Annotated in this window: 17 protein-coding genes; 4 read left to right on the top strand and 13 right to left on the bottom strand. The window is 58.6% G+C overall.

What is annotated here, in order from left to right; genetic code table 11:
• Nucleotides 1-213: 213 nt before the first annotated feature.
• The 6 genes from ACA075_RS14560 to ACA075_RS14535 all read right to left on the bottom strand — a co-directional run bounded on the left by ACA075_RS14560 (nt 214) and on the right by ACA075_RS14535 (nt 5422).
• Nucleotides 214-1269 carry an alpha/beta hydrolase gene (locus tag ACA075_RS14560; RefSeq protein ID WP_497299078.1) on the bottom strand — a complete coding sequence of 352 codons (1056 nt, stop codon included), beginning with the start codon at nt 1267-1269 and terminating at the stop codon, nt 214-216.
• Nucleotides 1259-2611, bottom strand: a complete 1353-nt coding sequence (locus ACA075_RS14555) for an MATE family efflux transporter (protein WP_497299077.1) — start codon at nt 2609-2611, stop codon at nt 1259-1261. Before ACA075_RS14555 ends, ACA075_RS14560 begins: the two co-directional genes overlap by 11 nt.
• Nucleotides 2608-3252 carry a hypothetical protein gene (locus ACA075_RS14550; protein ID WP_497299076.1) on the bottom strand — a complete coding sequence of 215 codons (645 nt, stop codon included), beginning with the start codon at nt 3250-3252 and terminating at the stop codon, nt 2608-2610. Before ACA075_RS14550 ends, ACA075_RS14555 begins: the two co-directional genes overlap by 4 nt.
• The gene (locus ACA075_RS14545) at nt 3245-3505 is read right to left on the bottom strand and encodes an acyl carrier protein (RefSeq protein WP_219094154.1); all 261 of its coding nucleotides are present in this window, start codon (nt 3503-3505) and stop codon (nt 3245-3247) included. Before ACA075_RS14545 ends, ACA075_RS14550 begins: the two co-directional genes overlap by 8 nt.
• Nucleotides 3480-4439, bottom strand: coding sequence for a 3-oxoacyl-[acyl-carrier-protein] synthase III C-terminal domain-containing protein (locus tag ACA075_RS14540; protein ID WP_497299075.1), 960 nt, complete (start codon nt 4437-4439; stop codon nt 3480-3482). The genes ACA075_RS14545 and ACA075_RS14540 overlap by 26 nt, the downstream gene beginning before the upstream one ends.
• 200 nt (nt 4440-4639) lie before the next feature.
• On the bottom strand, nt 4640-5422 hold the full coding sequence (locus ACA075_RS14535; RefSeq protein WP_497299074.1) for a helix-turn-helix domain-containing protein: 783 nt from the start codon (nt 5420-5422) through the stop codon (nt 4640-4642).
• Nucleotides 5423-5700: 278 nt separating this feature from the next.
• On the opposite strand from ACA075_RS14535, the gene ACA075_RS14530 reads away from it, so the two are divergent.
• The 4 genes from ACA075_RS14530 (at nt 5701) to ACA075_RS14515 (ending at nt 9777) form a co-directional block, all read left to right on the top strand.
• Entirely contained in the window at nt 5701-6627 is a 927-nt protein-coding gene (locus tag ACA075_RS14530) for a 4-hydroxyproline epimerase (RefSeq protein WP_497299073.1), read from the top strand.
• 60 nt (nt 6628-6687) lie between these two features.
• On the top strand, nt 6688-7635 hold the full coding sequence (locus ACA075_RS14525; protein WP_497299072.1) for a dihydrodipicolinate synthase family protein: 948 nt from the start codon (nt 6688-6690) through the stop codon (nt 7633-7635).
• Between the two features lie 71 nt (nt 7636-7706).
• The gene (locus ACA075_RS14520; protein WP_497299071.1) at nt 7707-8990 is read left to right on the top strand and encodes an NAD(P)/FAD-dependent oxidoreductase; all 1284 of its coding nucleotides are present in this window, start codon (nt 7707-7709) and stop codon (nt 8988-8990) included.
• Nucleotides 8991-9132: 142 nt separating this feature from the next.
• Nucleotides 9133-9777, top strand: coding sequence for an MliC family protein (locus ACA075_RS14515; protein WP_497299070.1), 645 nt, complete (start codon nt 9133-9135; stop codon nt 9775-9777).
• Between the two features lie 11 nt (nt 9778-9788).
• Here the strand turns inward: ACA075_RS14515 and nirD are convergent, their stop codons facing one another.
• The 7 genes from nirD to ACA075_RS14480 form a co-directional block, all read right to left on the bottom strand.
• Nucleotides 9789-10166, bottom strand: a complete 378-nt coding sequence (nirD, locus tag ACA075_RS14510) for a nitrite reductase small subunit NirD (RefSeq protein WP_497299069.1) — start codon at nt 10164-10166, stop codon at nt 9789-9791.
• Nucleotides 10166-12727 carry a nitrite reductase large subunit NirB gene (gene nirB / locus ACA075_RS14505; RefSeq protein ID WP_497299068.1) on the bottom strand — a complete coding sequence of 854 codons (2562 nt, stop codon included), beginning with the start codon at nt 12725-12727 and terminating at the stop codon, nt 10166-10168. Before nirB ends, nirD begins: the two co-directional genes overlap by 1 nt.
• Before the next feature lie 349 nt (nt 12728-13076).
• The gene (locus ACA075_RS14500; protein ID WP_497299067.1) at nt 13077-14417 is read right to left on the bottom strand and encodes a glutamine synthetase family protein; all 1341 of its coding nucleotides are present in this window, start codon (nt 14415-14417) and stop codon (nt 13077-13079) included.
• Nucleotides 14418-14437: 20 nt separating this feature from the next.
• On the bottom strand, nt 14438-14992 hold the full coding sequence (locus ACA075_RS14495; protein ID WP_497299066.1) for a helix-turn-helix domain-containing protein: 555 nt from the start codon (nt 14990-14992) through the stop codon (nt 14438-14440).
• 25 nt (nt 14993-15017) lie between these two features.
• A complete protein-coding gene (locus ACA075_RS14490) occupies nt 15018-16307 on the bottom strand; it encodes an NAD(P)/FAD-dependent oxidoreductase (RefSeq protein WP_497299065.1) in 1290 nt (429 codons plus the stop codon).
• A gap of 68 nt (nt 16308-16375) precedes the next feature.
• Nucleotides 16376-17560, bottom strand: coding sequence for a patatin-like phospholipase family protein (locus tag ACA075_RS14485; protein ID WP_497299064.1), 1185 nt, complete (start codon nt 17558-17560; stop codon nt 16376-16378).
• 102 nt (nt 17561-17662) lie between these two features.
• A complete protein-coding gene (locus ACA075_RS14480) occupies nt 17663-18127 on the bottom strand; it encodes a MaoC family dehydratase (RefSeq protein ID WP_497299063.1) in 465 nt (154 codons plus the stop codon).
• Nucleotides 18128-18145: the final 18 nt, after the last annotated feature.

Raw genomic sequence — 18145 nt, 5'->3', positions numbered from 1 at the left:
CGAACCTCAGGTCGCTCGTACAATCGAAAGGCACGAAAAAATCAGCGACACTGTGCAGCTGTTGCCCTCTATTACCGGGTAAAAGCAGAAGCGACAGTTGAGGCGATAGTCAAACTCGGCTAAAAAGAGTGGCGAGCGCTTGAGGGGAAGGCAGAGAAACGCAGAGGTGGCACTCAGTTATCTTAGTGATCACCCGCGACAGCGAACATAAAGCTAACGCTTTGAACGCTTGAGACCTATATTGATGGTGGCGCGCAAGCGCAGTACAGGATCAACCATCGCGAAATAATCTTCCTGCGCGGTAGTGTCCAGAAATTTAGAAATACGGCTAAACACCGTAGCATCGCGCAAGGCGCCATTGTGCCCCTTGCCTTCGGTTACAATCAGTTTGCTTTTGTCCAGAACATGGTTAAGTACCATGGCCTCTTCCAAATCGACACTCACATCTCCCTTGTCATGCAATATCAGAACTGGCTGTTTTATTTTTGCGATTAATTCGGGCCCGATTTTATCGGGGTGCACGCCATAACGTAACTGGTAGAGCTTTTTCATCGACGTTGCAATATGCCGGGGTAGTTTATTACCAAGAACAAAATTATCCAGCACTTCGCCGAAACTGCAAGGACTGCTGATCAAGATCATTCTTTTGAAAAACAGCCCTTGTAATGCGGCCATGCAGCCTACCAACCCGCCGGACGAGTGTCCGAGAACCACTGAGAAAGGACCGTATTGTCGCTCTATATCGATGACTGCCCTGGACAGATCGTAAAAAGACACGCCCTTCCCCGGGGACACTCCATGTGCCGGCAGGTCAGGTGCAAAGACGGTGTATCCCTTTGCCTGCAAACGCTGGGCAAGGTGCCTGAGCATGATGCTTCGCCCATCCCAGCCATGCAACAGCAATACTTTCTCTGTTTGCTGTACTGATTGAGGGTAAATAAACATCTTCACGAAGGTGTGCCGCCAGGTGAAATTTTCCTGCCGGCACTGGCTGAGCAGCATCATCTCTGCGGGCTTATAGGGCAACGGTCGGGTTTTTTCAAACAGGTGCAATGCATACAGCGCTGAAAGATAGGAAGACATCATGTCCAACGAATAGAGGTCGAACATCCTTATCAAACGGCACACGCGGACATAGTGAGTCGTCGGCCTGACTCGGGCCTTCATTAACAATGTAGGCCGAAGCCGCATCACCACCAGCACGCGAAAGTAATTTTGGTGGATCAGCGAAACGATCAGCAACAGGGGATAGATAACACTAAAGAACATGCTCATTTCCGATTTTATTCGCGAGCCGCCAATACTCGTTGGCAAATGCCAAAAAGTTAATTGTACTGAACATAATGATGATGCTCATGATCGCGCTCAAGTTAGAGAAACGTTCCCAGCCGGCCAATAAAACGATCACCATGAGCAGCTCGATGATCACCGTCAAAATCAATACACGACGCGCCTGATCAAGTTGCTCAAGTAAAGCTTGCAAAGACGCTACGAACGCCGTGAGGAAGAACGTCGGTAATAAAATCAGCATCATCTGTCTACTGGCTTCCCTGATCGTCCCGTCACCTGAAAGAATGCCGATCAGCGCTTCTTCACTAAAGTAGACCCCGGCGGTGAGCACCAGATAAAGCCCACCAATAAACATCAGCCCACGATGCAGGAGCCGTTTCAATTCCTCACCGCCACTGATCGTCAAACGTTGGTTTATCAGTATTGCCAGTGCAGAGCCGCATGCCACGGCGGGAATAACAATAAACATCCTGATCTTGGTAATAATCAGGAACGCGGCGACGTATTGTTCACCCAGCGTTCCAATCAGGGGAAACACCAGCAGCGAACTGAAAAACACCACGATAAAAGACGCAAAGATCGGCAAGCCAACCTGCTGGAGCAGGCCTTTTAATCGCGCAATGAACGCTTGCGGGCGGTCGTCCTGCTGCTGACGGCCGACACGCCATACCAGCCACGTCGCAACCGGGATCAGCAGGCCGGACGCCAAGGCATTGGCCACGATAATGGAATAGAAGCCCAAGCCGTAGACGTGGTAACTGGTATAGCAAATACCGGCGTTCAGGACGATATAGGCAATCACGAGGAACATGCTCAACGCACTCTTGCCCTGCCCTCGCAGGGCGCTGTTACACATTTCCAGGTGAATGAACGGCAACATCGAAAGGAAGTAGAGGGGAAGTGCCTCATGATAAAAGCGCCCACCAGACACGGGAAGCAGCTTCTCCAGCCAAGGCGAAGAGAGTGCGATCGTCCCACTGAGCAAGGCCACAACGAGGACGCCCAGCACGGATAAAATGGACGTGGCCGTCAGCACTTTCTGTTTTGACCAAAGGTTCAAAGACCTGGCGCTGAATACCTGGTTACTGATAGCCAGGCATTCGAGAATCGCCAGGAACAAAAAGCTGAACGGCTGGATCATCGACAACCAGTAAATCGATGTTGTCTCAGCGCCATGTCCCAAAATAGCGGTCTGGATGTTTTGTGAAAAAGACACTGCGATAGCCACGACAATCATTGGCCAGGCAAGCTTGAGCAGATCCGCAATATCCCGGCCTGCCCCCTGGCGTTGCGACAGAACCAGGCCCGGTGATGTGTTCACACGATCTCCCCCAAGCTATCGCGCCGTGGCATGGCGTAATGCCCCGTCGTTTTGCCATACAGGCTATAAATCATCATCGAGAGATAAGACAGCGTGTGCGTCGCGCCAAGCAGATAGCCATGGCCTCCCATCAATTTCTCCGCTCTGTTGGTCAGCTGGGTGATCTGCCAATGGTCTTCTTCAGCGTCCTGAAAATCCTGCGCCGCGATGCGCATTTCCCATTGCAACGCCAGCAGGCTGCAGTGACTGCTCACATCCGCAAACTCGGCTTTAATCAGCTGATGCCGGGTGGTTTTCACACCAAAGCTGCGGCGTGCGGACAAATGCGTCCAGCTCATGCCCAACATGCGCATCAACAGCCCCAAACGCGCGGCGACGGAGACAATGAGTGAGGTGTCATCGGCGGCTACCGCCTGCTCCCCTCCCAGGTGTTGAAGATCCAGGCCAATAGAGGCAAGCACCCGATCCGCCTGCGTTGATTGACCGGCCGTGACCTCTCGCTCATCCGGTACGAGTTGATAGCCTTGGCTGAACACCCGCCTGGTTTTATCGGGCGACTCTAGACGCAATTGCCGCACTGCTTCTGCGGGCTCATTGCCCGCAAACAGCTGATAAATTCTGTTAAACGAACCCTCAGGCATATGAGTTCTCCAACTGCACGTGCTGCTCAATCCAACTGATCAACTTACCGACCGTGGTAAATGCATCCTGATCGATTTGATCAGGCTCAAACATTAACCCAGGGACTTTTTCTTCGAGTGTCAATAGAAACTGCACAAACAACACCGAATCCAGATCCAAGTCTTCGTTGAAATCGGTTTCCAGACTGACCGACACGGCCGAAGACATAATATCGTTGAGTGCTTCATTAACCGCGGACAGAAGACTTGACATATAAACCCTCGCTATTTTCATTTTTTTCAATTAAAACGCATGACAGCGTAACGCCCATGCCCATGGTGAGGCAGAGAATTCTGTTCCCTGTGAAGTTCTCCAACAGGGCCGACAAGTTAAATAAAACATCCGAACAATAAGCGTGCCCATACTCACCAATATGCTCGGCAAACAGGATGCCTTTGAAATTCAATTTATCGGCGACTCTTTTAAGCATCGGCAGATCCAGATTGCATGGAACGATTGCGTCGATGCTTTCAGCTGGAACATTGAATTTATCCAGCGCGTACAGATAAAAATCATGATAAGCCTGCTCCAGCGACGTATATAACTCGCGCCGGCGCGCAGCAGACTCATGCCGGTGATTGTCATAAAAAGAGGACATGTGCCTGACGGCTGTATGCTTCAAATTCCACTGGGCAGGCCCCGCATTGAGCAGCATCGCCGCCGGTATTTCGGCCAACACGCTATTGTCCAGTCGATTAACAGCACTATGAAAAGCCTTCTCCCCCGTAAGAAGGAGCATTGGCTCGCCCCGCTTAATCGATCTGCTTTTTAATAAGTGAATCGCCGATAAGGCAGACGAGCAATGGTTCAAGCTGACGCTGAGTACTTCCCAATGCCCTATCCCGCATGCCTCGGCAACATCCTCAAGCCAATGATTATCAAAGAATGTGTTATGCGTTTGTGTTTTGGCATACACCAGGCACCCCTTGACTTCTTTCACATGAGGATTTGCAATAATCAGCGCGCACAGCGTATCGACAAGCATCTCTGCGTGCGTTCTGGAAGACATCCCGACGGAGTGTAAAGAATAATAACGCTGTAATACCTTGCAAGCACCCGGCTTTAAATCATGGGATTTCTCAAGCGTGCTCAAGGGTTCTAATGAAACACGATCCGGCAACCAACATAAATAATTAAGTGGCAGCATAATGTTCCCGCTGGAGTAATTTTTTAGTGCATATATAAACTACCCACATCGTCCCAGAAACGGATCGCGCTTTTTGCCTCAAATTGCTTAAAAGGGATGATTTTCCCATTTGCAGTTCCCACAAATGGAATTTTTACCGGCTAACGGCGACCTCGCGACGAAATCGCCCTCAAGAACGTCATCGCCGGCAGGTCGGACGTTCACGCCAACTCAATACCCGTCGCCTGCCGATACTGCCGCGGCGTGAAACCGGTCAATGCCTTGAACTGTCGTGTGAACGCACTGTGGTCGGTGTAGCCGCACTGCAGTGCGACTTCGGTGATGGGGACCTCGGTGTGCAGCAGTCGGTGAGCGTGTTCCAGGCGAACCTTTTGAATCATCTGCCGCGGCGTCAGGTGGAACACGCGCTTGCAATACCGTTCCAGTTGCGCCACTGAAATGCCAGCGATCCGCGTCAGTTCACCCAAGGTGATACGGCGGTTGAAATGCGCGCGAATATATTTATCCACTGCTGCGAGGCGCTGATAGGCCGGGTGGGCGTCACTGGCCGATTGCAGGTCGACCGAAATCCCGGCCAGGCCCATGATTTCACCGCTGCGGTTGTATAACGGGCGCTTATGCGTCAGGCACCAACCTGGCTCTCGACTGCCGTATAAGTGCAACTCCAGTTGGTCTTCCAGGACAAAGCCTTGCTCCAGTACACGACGATCCTGTTCGGTGTAGCCAGGCCCCAGTTGTGCTGGAAAGACTTCGGCACTGGTTTTTCCAAGCAGCGGTTGCAACTGCTTCAACCCGCAACGCTGAACCAGCGTGCTATTGGCCATGACATAACGCGCCTTCAAGTCCTTGATAAAGATCGCGGCATTGGGGATTACGTCCAGCATCGGCAACAGTAGTGCCACGCTCGCCAGTAATTCTTCGAGTGTATCGGGGCGATTCAGGTCGTTTCCTTGGTACAGGACTGCCAATGCGTTCTGCGTCATGACGCTAGTTCTCCCTCTCCGCGGACAAGCAAAAATCCTCCCTTGCGCCCTCTCCGCTCCGCAGCTGGCCTTCACTTCGGAGCCAGTGTCGAGGCGCGCGCAAGCAGATTGCCCCAAGGTCTACCCCGTGTCGAGAACCTCGGCATTGTGCTGATTTCGTCATTTGCAGCCATGGAAAACATCAATCGCAATCGTCCCTGACGCGCTCACTCTATCCGCAGCTTCGGTGGCCTGATGGTGGCAACCGACGGACCGGCACACTTCGAAAGGACAGGTAGATGAAACGAGTGCATGTCATCGACTCCAACACCGGCGGCGAACCGACTCGCCTGGTGATGAGTGGTTTCCCCCAACTGCCCGGCCAGACCATGATCGAGAAGCGTGATGCCCTGCGCGATCAGCATGACCACTGGCGCAGGGCCTGTCTGCTGGAGCCCCGGGGTAACGATGTACTGGTCGGCGCCCTGTATTGCGAGCCGGTCTCGCCGGATGCCACCTGCGGCGTGATCTTCTTCAACAATGCCGGTTACCTCGGCATGTGCGGTCACGGCACCATCGGCGTGGTCAACTCTTTGCACTACCTGGGGCACATCGCTCCGGGTGTGCACAAGATAGACACGCCGGTCGGCCCGGTCAGCGCGACGCTGCATGAAGACGGTACCGTGACCCTGCGCAATGTGCCCGCCTACCGCTATCGCCAACAGGTGTCGGTGGACGTCCCCGGGCACGGCAGCGTTTATGGCGATATCGCCTGGGGCGGCAACTGGTTTTTCCTGGTGTCCGACCACGGGCACGTGCTGCAACTCGATAACGTCGAAGCGCTCACTGAGTACACCTGGGCGATGCTCAAAGCCCTCGAAGCCCAGGGCATTCATGGCGAGGACGGCGCTCTCATCGACCATGTCGAACTGTTTGCCGACGACGACCAGGCCGACAGCCGCAACTTCGTCATGTGCCCGGGGAAAGCCTACGACCGCTCGCCCTGCGGCACCGGCACCAGCGCCAAACTGGCGTGCCTGGCGGCAGATGGAAAACTGGCCGCCGGTGAGCCTTGGGTCCAAGCGAGCATCACCGCCAGTCAATTCGTCGGCAGCTACGAATGGGAAGGCGAACGTGTCCGCCCGTTCATTACCGGCCAGGCCTTCATGACCGCCGATAGCACGCTGCTGATCGACGAACAGGATCCCTTCGCGTGGGGCATTTGAGCGAACACGCTGCACTTCCCCCTCAAACACATTGAATGAACGCTGCAAGGAGTGACAACAATGAGCGCCAACATCTTCACGGGCTGCATGCCTGCACTGATGACCCCCTGCACTGCCGAGCGCAAACCGGACTTCGACGCGCTGGTGGCCAAAGGTCGCGAACTGATCGATATCGGCATGAGCGCTGTCGTGTATTGCGGTTCCATGGGTGACTGGCCCTTGCTCACCGAAGCCGAGCGCCAGGACGGCGTGGCCCGTCTGGTCGCCGCCGGCGTTCCGACCATTGTCGGGACCGGCGCCGTCAACAGCCGTGAAGCGATTTCCCACGCGGCGCATGCGGCCAAGGTCGGTGCCCAGGGCCTGATGGTCATCCCTCGCGTGCTCTCCCGCGGTGCCTCGCCGGCCGCGCAAAAAGCTCACTTCGCGGCGATCTTGGAGGCTGCTCCAAATCTGCCGGCGGTAATCTATAACAGTCCGTACTATGGCTTCGCGACCCGTGCGGATCTGTTCTTCGAACTGCGCCGCGATCACCCGAACCTGATCGGCTTCAAGGAGTTCGGCGGTGCTGCCGACCTGCGCTACGCCGCCGAAAATATCACCTCGAAGGACGACGACGTCACCCTGATGGTCGGTGTCGATACCCAAGTGGTGCATGGCTTCGTCAACTGCAACGCCACCGGCGCCATCACCGGTATCGGTAACGCGCTGCCGCGCGAAGTGCTGCAATTGGTGGCCCTGAGCAAGCAGGCGGCCAAGGGGGACGCCAAGTCTCGCCGCCTGGCCAGAGAGCTGGAATCTGCGCTGCATGTGCTGTCGTCCTTCGATGAGGGCTGCGATCTGGTGCTCTATTACAAGCACCTGATGGTGCTCAATGGCGACCAGGAATACGCCCTGCACTTCAACGAAACCGATGCGCTCAGCGATGCCCAACGGCGCTATGCCGAGACCCAGTACGGTTTGTTCCGCCAGTGGTACAAAAACTGGTCGGCCGAACAGAACGTCGCCTGACCTCACCCTGACTGCGCCCGCTATGAAACCGCACGGTTTTGCAATCGGGGCCACTTTTTCCAGGAAGCGCCATGACTCTGCCTGCTGCACATAACCCGCACGACAACGCGGACATTGCCGTGGTCGGCGCCGGCATTATCGGTGTTGCCTGCGCTTTGCGGCTGGCACGCCAAGGCCTGCGAGTGGTGGTCATCGACCAGCAAGAGCCTGGCCGGGGCGCCTCGTTCGGGAACGCCGGGCATCTGGCGACCGAACAGGTGTTCCCAATCGCCGACCTGTCCATCCTCAAGCGCCTGCCCACCATGCTCATGGACCCGATGGGCCCGCTGCGCCTGGACTGGAAATACCTGCCGCGCGCCCTGCCCTGGTTCACGCGCCTGTTGCTGAACCTGCGCCATGCCCCTTTCCAGCGGACCGTCGCCGGGCTGCGCGCACTCAACGAAAGCAGCCTGGGCGCCTGGCACCGACTGCTGGAGGACATTGCCCGCCCCAATCTGCTGCGCGAAGACGGCTCGTTGCTGGTGTTCGAACGGGCCGACTCGCATAAAGCAATCGAAGCGCTACAGGCACGGATGCGCCATCAACACGTACCGATCGACTACTGGCACGCCAACGCGGTGCGCGAGGCGGCGCCACAACTCAGCGAGCGGATTCAGGGCGGTTTGTTCTTCCCGCGCACCGGGCATTTTCTCGACCCTTACAGGGTGGTCTGCGAACTGGTCCATGCCGCCAAAGCCAGCGGCGTGCACTTCTTCAAGCAACAGGTCCTGGGCGCACACCTGCAGGAGCACGGTGTCTCGCTCATCACCGACCAGGGTCGATTCACCGCCCGCCAAACCCTGATCGCCTGCGGCGCCCACTCCGCGAAGCTGACGGCAGCGCTGACCGGCAAAAAAGTACCGCTGGATACCGAGCGCGGCTATCACCTGATGTTGCCCCATGAACACGGGCGGTTGCCGTTCGCCGTCACCTCGCTGGAGCGCAAGTTCATCATGACCCCTATGGACGATGGCCTGAGATTGGCCGGCACCGTCGAGTTCGCCGGCCTCGACCGAGCTCCGCTGATGGCGCGTGCCTGGCAGTTGCACCGATTGAGTGAAGGCCTGTTCAAGTGTGACTTGAACGCTGAGGCGGCCACGCCGTGGATGGGGTTTCGCCCGTCCTTGCCGGATTCCCTGCCAATCATCGACCGGGTGTGCGACGGCAAGGTGCTGCTCGCCTTCGGTCACCAGCACCTGGGGCTGACGCAGGCTGCGGTCACTGCCGAACTCATCGCGCAACTGGCTTCGCCCGAGACCGCCCTTCCTTCCCAAGGGTTACCAGCCATTGATCCGTACAGGCTGGACCGATTCTGAAAAACACCCGCCGCCGGGCGGGTGTGGCAAGTTTTGAGCACTGACTTACACTGCGTACACCCATGCGAACCAATGACTGTTCAACGGATCGATAAATCCCACGGCAATCCGGGCATCAAGTAATGATCTGGGTGAAGCCAACATGAAAACGGTCACGGCCCTTTTCACCTGTCTGTTCGCTGCCAGCGTGTGCGCGGCGGCGAGCACCTGTGCCAATGCTGCGCCTCCTCCCGGCATCGACTGCGCCCAGGCAAAGGTCTCCGTCGAAAAGCTCATCTGTCGCGATCCGCAACTGATGCAGATGGACAATGAACTGACGCGTCTTTATCGCCTCGCGCTCACGGATGAACACTCGGTTCCGCCCCCGGACAACGTTATCATCGACCAGCGGTTCTGGGTCGCTGCCCGCAACGACTGTGCTGCGGGACATGAGCAAAAGGCGTGCATCATCCGCAGTTATGCCGAGCGCGCGCATCAATTGCGCCAAGGCTCGGCCATAGTCCGGACCAAGGACCCGGACCGACTCACCGAAGGCCCCCTGACGTATCGTTGCGCAGGGTTCAACGCGCTGATTGCCGCCACTTTCTTCAGCACGCAGCCGGGTGTCGTGTACCTGAAATGGGCCAACACCGCGATCACCCTGAACCAGGTGCCGAGCGAGTCGGGCACCCGTTACACCGGCAAGGATTACCAGGGCAACTACAGCTTCTGGCAAGACGGTGACGCGGTGCTTTTCCAGAAGCCAGGTTCACGGGAAATGAGTTGTACGGTCGAGCCGGTCAGTTGATTGACCCGCTCTCAAACACTCCCGACTTCCACCCTCCCTCCGTTCAACCGCACCGGCCAGACCCGCAAGCGCTGTTGCGGATACTCCAGGCAACTGCCGTCCGCCAGCCGGAAATGCTGCTTGTAGATCGGCGAGGCCACCACCAGATCACCCTTGATGCTGCCAATCAGGCCGCGACCGATGACATTCGCCCCGGATTGCGGGTCATGGTTGTCGATGGCGAAAAGGGTTTTGCCATCAGCGCCTGGCAGGTAAAACAGCGCCACTTGTGCGCCGTCGAGCCAGACGACGACGCCGGAGTTGCTGACCAGGTCCTGTTGCTCGCAGACGGTTTGCCAGGCGTCGGTATTTTCCAGGGGCGCGATGCGTCGGGTGGTGGGCTGGCTCATCAGGCAATCTCCTCGGTGACAGGGATAAGGTTGAGTTCGGCGGCCATGATCGGGCGTCGCTGACCGCGTTCCTGGACAAAGTGGATGTCCGGGTCCGGGCGTTTGTCGTTGACGAAGGTGCGGAAGCGCTTGAGTTTTTTCGGGTCCTTGAGGGCGTTGGCCCACTCGCATTCATAGCGGTCGACCACCAATTGCATCTGCGATTCGAGCTCTTCGCCCAGGCCGAGGCTGTCGTGGATGATCACGTCCTTGAGGTAGTCGAGGCCGCCCTCCAGGCTTTCGCGCCATACCGAGGTGCGCTGCAATTTGTCGGCGGTGCGGATGTAGAACATCAGGAAGCGATCGATGTAGCGGATCAGGGTTTCATCGTCGAGGTCGGTGGCGAACAGCTCGGCGTGACGCGGGCGCATGCCGCCGTTGCCAGCGATGTACAGGTTCCAGCCTTTTTCGGTGGCGATCACGCCGACGTCTTTGCTCTGGGCTTCGGCGCACTCACGGGTGCAACCGGACACCGCGAATTTGAGCTTGTGCGGCGAACGCAGGCCCTTGTAGCGGTCCTCGATGGCCAGCGCCATTTTCACGCTGTCCTGCACGCCATAACGGCACCAGGTACTGCCGACGCAGGACTTCACCGTGCGGGTCGATTTGCCGTAGGCATGCCCGGTTTCGAAACCGGCTTCGATCAGCTCGGCCCAGATGTCTGGCAACTCGTGCAACTGCGCGCCGAACAGGTCGATACGCTGGCCGCCGGTGATTTTGGTGTAGAGGTCGTATTTCTTCGCCACCACGCCGATGGCGATCAGTTTGTCGGCCGTGATCTCGCCACCGGGGATGCGCGGCACCACCGAATAGGTGCCGTTTTTCTGCATGTTGGCCATGAACGTGTCGTTGGTGTCCTGCAACGGCACCAGTGAGGCGTCCATGATCGGCTGGTTCCAGCACGATGCGAGGATCGAGCCCACCGTCGGTTTGCACACGTCGCAACCGGTGTGGCCACGGCCATGTTTGGCCAACAGTTCTTCGAAGGTGATGACGCCTTCAACCCGCACCAATGCGTAAAGCTCCTGACGGGTATAGGCGAAGTGTTCGCACAGGCTTTTATCGACGCTGACGCCACGGGTAATCAGCTCATGCTCGAACACTTGCTTGAGCAACCCGGCACAACCGCCGCAGCCGGTGCAGGCCTTGGTTTGCGACTTGAGCAGGCCGAGGTCGGTGCAACCACCGTCGATGGCCGAGCAAATGGAGCCCTTGGTGACGTTGTGGCACGAACACACCGTGGCCGATTCGGGCAACGCGCCCGGGCCCAGGGTCGGCGCGCCTTCGGACGAGGGCAGAATCAGGCTGGCAGGTTCCGCCGGCAAGGCAATCGCGTTCTGCATGTATTGCAGCAGCGTGTCGTAATAGCTGTTGTCACCGACCAGTACCGCACCGAGTACATGCTTGCCCGTCGCGTCCACCACCAATCGGCGGTAGCTGGCGGTGGTTTCGTCGATGAATTGATAACTGCGCGAACCCGGCGTGCTGCCGTGCGCATCGCCGATGGAGCCGACGTCAACGCCCAACAGCTTGAGCTTGGTCGACATGTCCGCGCCCATGAACGGCTCGGCAGCTTCGTTGCACAGCAATGCCGCTACGCCGCGCGCCATCTGGTAACCCGGGGCGACCAGGCCAAAAATGCTGCCGTTCCACGCGGCGCATTCACCGATGGCATAGATGTGCGGATCGCTGCTCAGGCATTGGTCATCAATCACAACGCCGCCGCGCGGACCGACTTCCAGCGAGCACTGGCGGGCCAAGGTGTCTTGGGCGCGGATACCGGCGGAAAACACGATCAGGTCGGCTTCAAGAAATTCGTCATTGGCGAAATTCATCCGGTAGCGATATTCCTCGCCTGGGCTGATCGACTGAGTGCCGCGCGACAGGTGCACGCCGACACCGAGGCGTTCGATCTGTGCCTTGAGCGCACGACCGCCCTGCTCGTCCAGTTGCACCGGCATCAGGCGCGGGGCGAATTCCACCACGTGAGCTTCCAGGCCCAGGCTTTTCAGGGCATTGGCGGCTTCCAGACCGAGCAAGCCACCACCGACGACCACGCCACGTCGGGCATTGGACGCAGCGGCACGGATGGCATCGAGGTCTTCTAGGGTGCGGTACACCAGGCGCGAATCGCCCTCGGCGCCTTCGATCGGCGGTACAAACGGGTAAGACCCGGTGGCCAACACCAGTTTGTCGTAAGCGACGCAGCCTTGCGCGGTGATTACCTGGCGCCGGGCGCGGTCAATTTCCAGGACCGGCACACCCAAGTGCAAGGTGACGCCCGGGGTTTGGTAGAACGAGGCTTCACCCAAGGCGAGCGACTCGGCGTCACGCCCGGTGAAGTATTCGGAAAGGTGCACGCGGTCGTAGGCACGCATCGGCTCCTCGCTGAAAACGTGCAGCCGATAGTGATCAAGGGCACCGCGCTCGATCAGCTGTTCGACACAATGATGTCCGACCATGCCATTACCGATCACGATCAGCGTTTGCAGCTTGTTCAACGCGGCGACATTGGAATTCATAAGAAGTACCCGACTAAGCCCATCACGGTTCAAAAAGCAAAAAAAAACGCCTGAAACCTTGCGGTTCCAGGCGTCTTTGCCTGTTCTTTTGCGGTGTTGAAACCAGACGTCTATGCCTGACATCACCGATGTTGCCCACGAATCGATCGTCGTTGACCGAGGGGGCTGCCCACTCGACTGCGTTCACGGTGGGCCTGATCGATGTAATGCAGCGATTGTGCCAAGCGCTGAATGTCAGTGTTTTACGGCGCCTTCCGGGGCTTTACGGAGATGAATGTTGCGATTTCTGCCTTGGCTTAGTGCATGCCGCCGCACGAAAGCTTTATTAAAGTGCATTCGCGCGCTTGGCTTATAGATACCAGCGATACTCCCGCGCATTGATCTCCTGCATGAACGCCAGATGATCCTGGCGCTTGTTCTCGCAATACACGTCCACGAACTCTGCCCCCAGCCCTTCGCGCAACTGCGGTTGATGCTGCATGGCGCGCACCGCTTCGAGCATCTCCAGCGGGAAGTCGACCCCACTGTTGCGGTCTTCATTGAGCGGCTGGATCGGTTCGTTGCCTGCTTCCAGGCCCTGTTCGAGTCCCACCAGAATCGCCGCCAGCACCAGGTACGGGTTGGCATCGGCGCCGGCCAGGCGGTATTCGATGCGCAGGTTTTTTGCATCCGATTCCGGAATGCGTAGGCACGCATCACGATCCTCGAAGCCCCAGCTCGCCCGGGTGGCGATGTTGGTTGTACCGCCCAACCGCCGAAAGGCGTTCTGGTTCGGCGCGAAGATCGGCATGCAATGCGGCAGCAATTCCAGGCAGCCGGCCACGGCATGGCGCAGTGACTGCTGCTGGTTCGCCGCGAGGATGTTATTACCGGCGGCGTCATACAGGCTGACGTGCACATGCATACCGCTGCCCGGGTGCTGCAAGTAAGGCTTGGCCATAAAACTGGCGCGGTAACCGTGTTTCAGGGCAACGCCACGGGTGCTGCGACAGAACAAGGCCGCCCAGTCCGCTGCGCGCAAGCCATCATCCAGATGCCCGAAATTGATCTCGAACTGACCCGGGCCGAGTTCGGCGGTGATCACCGTGGTATCGATGCCTTGGGCCCGCGACGCCTCGACCATCTCGTCAAGCACCGGCGCAAAGCGCGACAGGCGCTCGATGTGCATGTTCGGTTGATCATCGGCATCGTCAGTCAGGCCATCCCGGGGGAATTGCGGCAGTCCATCGCGCAGCTTTTTATCGAACAGATAGAACTCCAGTTCGAACGCCACCACCGGATGAATGCCTTTGCCCGCGAGGCGGTCCAACACCTGCGCCAGGACCTGGCGCGGTTCGAACACGATCGGCTGCTCGGTGCCGTCCGAGGTGATCAGCATTTGCCCCAACGGTTGCGCTTCCCAGCTCACCGGTTTGAGTGTGCCGGGCACCAAGCGGCGCAGCGCGTCCGGGTCACCGTCGTTAAAGCAGTAGTCGCCAATCTTGAACAATCCGCCTTGCACGCCCAGCAGCACACAGTTTTGCGGCAGCTTGAGCGCGCTGCCAGCCGCGACCTTTTCCAGCATCTCCACGGGATAGCGCTTGCCGTAGAAGTGCCCCGGAATGTCCAGGGAAATCAGGTCGACGTAACGTACATCAGGGTAGCGTTGGCGAAAGGCGCGCACCTCGGCCAGCAGATCAGCGTCCATCATGGTTAGTCCTATTGTGATGATCAGGTGTAGACCCAGAGCACTCGCGTGAGCTGCTCGGTGAGGTTGCCGTAGCGGCATCGGGTATGGCTGTCGAACTGAAAGCTGTCGCCAGCGTGCAAGGTGACGGCCTCGTCATCGCCCAACCACAGCGTCAACTCGCCTTCGAGCACGTAGCCGCCCTGCTCCGAACTGTCACTCAAGTGCCGCTCGCCGCTGCTGGCGCCGGCTTCGAGGTGACTTTCGAGCATGGAAAACGACGCGCGCATTTTCGGCGACACCAGAATGTCGGTGATGCCATTGGCGTAATACAGCGTGCGGCGTTCATCCGGCCGGGTGACCCACGGCAGTTCCTTGGGTTTGGGCAGGCTGTAGAAATAGGTGGTCGGCACGCCCAGGGTTTCGCTGATCGCCGTCAGGTCGGCCACGGTGGGCCGTGACAGGCCGCGTTCGACCTGCGAGAGAAAGCCAACGGAACGACCGATCTGGTCGGCCAGGTCCTTCAAGGTGTATTTCTTGTGCTTGCGCAGGTCGTGGATCAGGATCGCCAGCGCGGCGATTTCTTCTTGCTTGTTCATGCCTGGAATTCCGCCAAGTGATTCATCAAATGCTGTCGCGCAGTCGATACCACGCCTTGCCGATGGCTTCCAGCGGCGCCGCCAGGTATTTACCGCCGGGGAAGCTGGGGTTGCTCAAGCCCTGATACAACGCCAGTTCATCGCTCTGGCCGAGAATCGCGTCGGACACGGCGCGGGCGGCGGCCAGCGTGGGCAGCACGCCATGCCCGGAATACCCCTGAAGCCAGTAGCGATCACCCTGGCGACCAATGTCCGGTGTGCGTTTGAGTGTCAGGTCGATGTGCCCGCCCCAGGCGAACTCCAGCTTCACGCCTTTGAGCTGCGGGAAAACCCGTTCCAGAAACGGCCGGGTTGCGCCGGCAATGTCCCTGGGCATACCGCCCAGATACGTGCAGCCACCGCCGAACAGCAGGCGGTTGTCCGGCGTGCGACGGAAATAGTCGAGGACGAATTGGTTGTCGGTGACGCAGACATTGCTAGGCAACAGCGCCGTGGCCTGCTCGGCCGTCAGGGGTGCGGTGGCGACTTGATAAGTGCCCACCGGCAACACGCAACTGGCCAACTGCGGGTCAAGCTCGTCGAGATAAGCATTGCAGGCCAGGACCAGCACATCCGCGCGAATCGACCCGCGCTCGGTGTTCACCAGAAACTGACTGCCCTCCTCTCGATAACTCAACGCCTTGCTTTGTTCATGGATCCGGCCGCCCGCACGTTCGATGGCGGCGGCCAGGCCGAGGGCCAGTTTCAGTGGATTCAGGTGCGCGCCCTCAGGGTCATAAAGCCCGGCCTGGTAGCGCTCGCTGGCGAGCCATTCCGGCAACTGTTCACGGCGGATGAACTGCAAGCCGTTGTGGCCCCACTTGTGACTGGCTTCGTGCTGCCATTCGGTCAGCAGACCCACTCGACGGGGCATGACCGATGTCCACAAATGACCAGCGCGATAATCACAGTCGAAACCATGGCGAGCGGGCAACTCACGCAGTTCTTGCGCGGCCCAGCGCATGCCGTTCCACAACCGTCGCGCGCGTTCGTAGCCCAGCGCCGCTTCAAGCGGCGGCATGTCGCACGACCAGCCGAGAATCGCCTGACCGCCATTGCGCCCCGAGGCTGCCCACGCCACGCGGCTGGCTTCCAGCAGCGTCACACGCTTGCCGGCCAAGGCCAGGCGCAACGCAGTATGCAGGCCGCTAAAACCGGCACCGATGATAACGATCTCGGTGGTTTGCTCACCGGCAAGCGCCGGTCGGGTGGTCAGGCGATCAGCGCAACTGTGGGCGTAATAGCTGGCGACATGCTGCGTGGACTGCTGAAACATACAAGCCTCATGAAATTATCTTTTTATAATTTCATGAAAAACTACAGCATTTATTTCATGCAGGCAACTCAGGTGTGCGGCGATTTATGCCACGGGTAGCCTTGCGCGCTGAGTTGAAAGGCGTAATCGAACAGACGCTTCATGTACTCGCCATCGAATTTCTGATTGCGCGGACAGATAAAATCCGCGCCGATGTACGCCAGATTGAAGTCTGCGCCATCCTGCTGGGCGATCCGGTAAATGTGATTGAGGTCGCTGATCCCCTGGGTCTGGATCAAGGTGCTGATCGCTCGCCCGCCGATGCTCAAGGTCCGGCGCTTGGTGCCGGACCACTGCGGTTCCAGTTTGCCGTTGCGAATGACATAGAAGTGTCGGGCCCGGCGGATACGCGCGCCGGCCACACTGTTCAGCGCCATCACGGTGCCCGGCGGATAAAGGAACACCTGGGTGAGGACGCCTCCGTCCACATGCATTTCCTGAAACTGTTGGCCGTCGACCTCCACATCGATCATGACCGGTGAAACGGCGCCGGGAATGCTCATCGACGCGATCATGATGTTGCGAAACAGGTGCAGCGCTCCCGGAGCTCCGCTGGAAGCAATCGCACCCATGTTCCAGGTGACGGGCCGCCCGGCATCGAGGTCGGTGGTGCCGATCATCAGTAGCCGTCCCTTGGCGTATTGCGCCGCGATGGCCGCCAGCACGTCGGCGGTGATGTACTTGGCAATGAGGCGCGCCAGGGGCTTGCTGTCCGCGATGCCGTCGCTGGCCAGGCGGGTCAACACACTTCGCGCATGGAAAACGTCTTTCGGACCGATTGCGCTGCAGATTCCCAGGATGACCGGGTCATACTCAGGCCCCAGGTAAGCGAACGGAGCGACCAGGGCACCTGCGCTGATGCCGGTGACGACTTTGAAAGCCGGTCGGCTCCCATGCAAGGTCCAGCCGGCGATGATGCCCGCCGCGAAGGTGCCGGCGTCGCCGCCCCCCGAAATGGCCAGATAGTAGGCCAGTGGCAGCGCGTCGGTCGGCAAGTCTTTGTCGGCGAGCGCCTCGACCTCGCGATCGTTGGCCAGGCTCGCATCCACGATGAACGCCGTCAGGTCCCGGTCCAGCCAGTAGCGCGCATTCGGGATGCCCGGGATGACCGCTTGTTCCGTCAGCTCTTGCGGCACCGCATCACGGCGTTGCAGGCACCCTTCACGCAACATGTTCATCGTTGAGGCGCTGGGCCTGGGCAGAAATGGTTTCACAACGCCTCCTCCGTTCCCTGCCATCGACAGAGCGCACTCGACTGACTGGGTGAAAACCGGCCTTCGCCATCATGCGCGCGCCCAAAAAACCATGACTACTTTTCAGTCAGGCGGCGGTCTCCTGAAGACCAGCAGTTTGCCGGTGGCTCGCTGCACCACCTTGTCATTCTGATTGAGGGTTTCCATGAACATCGTCACCACGCCCCGGTCGGGCTTGGTGCTGGACGGTTCGATCGACTGCACGGTGCATTGCAGGCGCAGCAGGTCGTCGGGATACGTCGGCGTCGGCCAACTCAGCTCGATACCCAGCCCAATGATGCCGTCCGCCAACGGAACGCTTTCCACCAGCAGTTTCATGGTCAGGGCGGCGGTGTTCCAGCCACTGGCGGCCAGGCCGCGGAACAGGCTCAGCTCGGCGGCTTCAGGATCGAGGTGAAACGGTTGCGGGTCGTACTCCTGAGCAAAGGCCAGCATTGAGGCTCGGCTCACGTGCAGGCTGTCGCTTTCGAACTGCTGACCCAGTCTCAGGTCATCGAGGTAGAGTTTTTCCAAGGCATGTAGGGTCATGATTGATCCCTCCGCAGC

The sequence above is a fragment of the Pseudomonas sp. LBUM1663 genome, from assembly GCF_059695905.1.
This window is presented reverse-complemented; position numbering and strand designations above follow the sequence as displayed.

Coding starts and splice junctions, on each gene's coding strand:
- nirB (WP_497299068.1), bottom strand. CDS start 12,727: ATGAATTCCAATGTCGCCGCGTTGAACAAGCTGCAAACGCTGATCGTG.
- ACA075_RS14500 (WP_497299067.1), bottom strand. CDS start 14,417: ATGATGGACGCTGATCTGCTGGCCGAGGTGCGCGCCTTTCGCCAACGC.
- ACA075_RS14525 (WP_497299072.1), top strand. CDS start 6,688: ATGAGCGCCAACATCTTCACGGGCTGCATGCCTGCACTGATGACCCCC.
- nirD (WP_497299069.1), bottom strand. CDS start 10,166: ATGAGCCAGCCCACCACCCGACGCATCGCGCCCCTGGAAAATACCGAC.
- ACA075_RS14560 (WP_497299078.1), bottom strand. CDS start 1,269: ATGTTCTTTAGTGTTATCTATCCCCTGTTGCTGATCGTTTCGCTGATC.
- ACA075_RS14530 (WP_497299073.1), top strand. CDS start 5,701: ATGAAACGAGTGCATGTCATCGACTCCAACACCGGCGGCGAACCGACT.
- ACA075_RS14545 (WP_219094154.1), bottom strand. CDS start 3,505: ATGTCAAGTCTTCTGTCCGCGGTTAATGAAGCACTCAACGATATTATG.
- ACA075_RS14515 (WP_497299070.1), top strand. CDS start 9,133: ATGAAAACGGTCACGGCCCTTTTCACCTGTCTGTTCGCTGCCAGCGTG.
- ACA075_RS14520 (WP_497299071.1), top strand. CDS start 7,707: ATGACTCTGCCTGCTGCACATAACCCGCACGACAACGCGGACATTGCC.
- ACA075_RS14480 (WP_497299063.1), bottom strand. CDS start 18,127: ATGACCCTACATGCCTTGGAAAAACTCTACCTCGATGACCTGAGACTG.
- ACA075_RS14495 (WP_497299066.1), bottom strand. CDS start 14,992: ATGAACAAGCAAGAAGAAATCGCCGCGCTGGCGATCCTGATCCACGAC.
- ACA075_RS14540 (WP_497299075.1), bottom strand. CDS start 4,439: ATGCTGCCACTTAATTATTTATGTTGGTTGCCGGATCGTGTTTCATTA.
- ACA075_RS14490 (WP_497299065.1), bottom strand. CDS start 16,307: ATGTTTCAGCAGTCCACGCAGCATGTCGCCAGCTATTACGCCCACAGT.
- ACA075_RS14535 (WP_497299074.1), bottom strand. CDS start 5,422: ATGACGCAGAACGCATTGGCAGTCCTGTACCAAGGAAACGACCTGAAT.
- ACA075_RS14550 (WP_497299076.1), bottom strand. CDS start 3,252: ATGCCTGAGGGTTCGTTTAACAGAATTTATCAGCTGTTTGCGGGCAAT.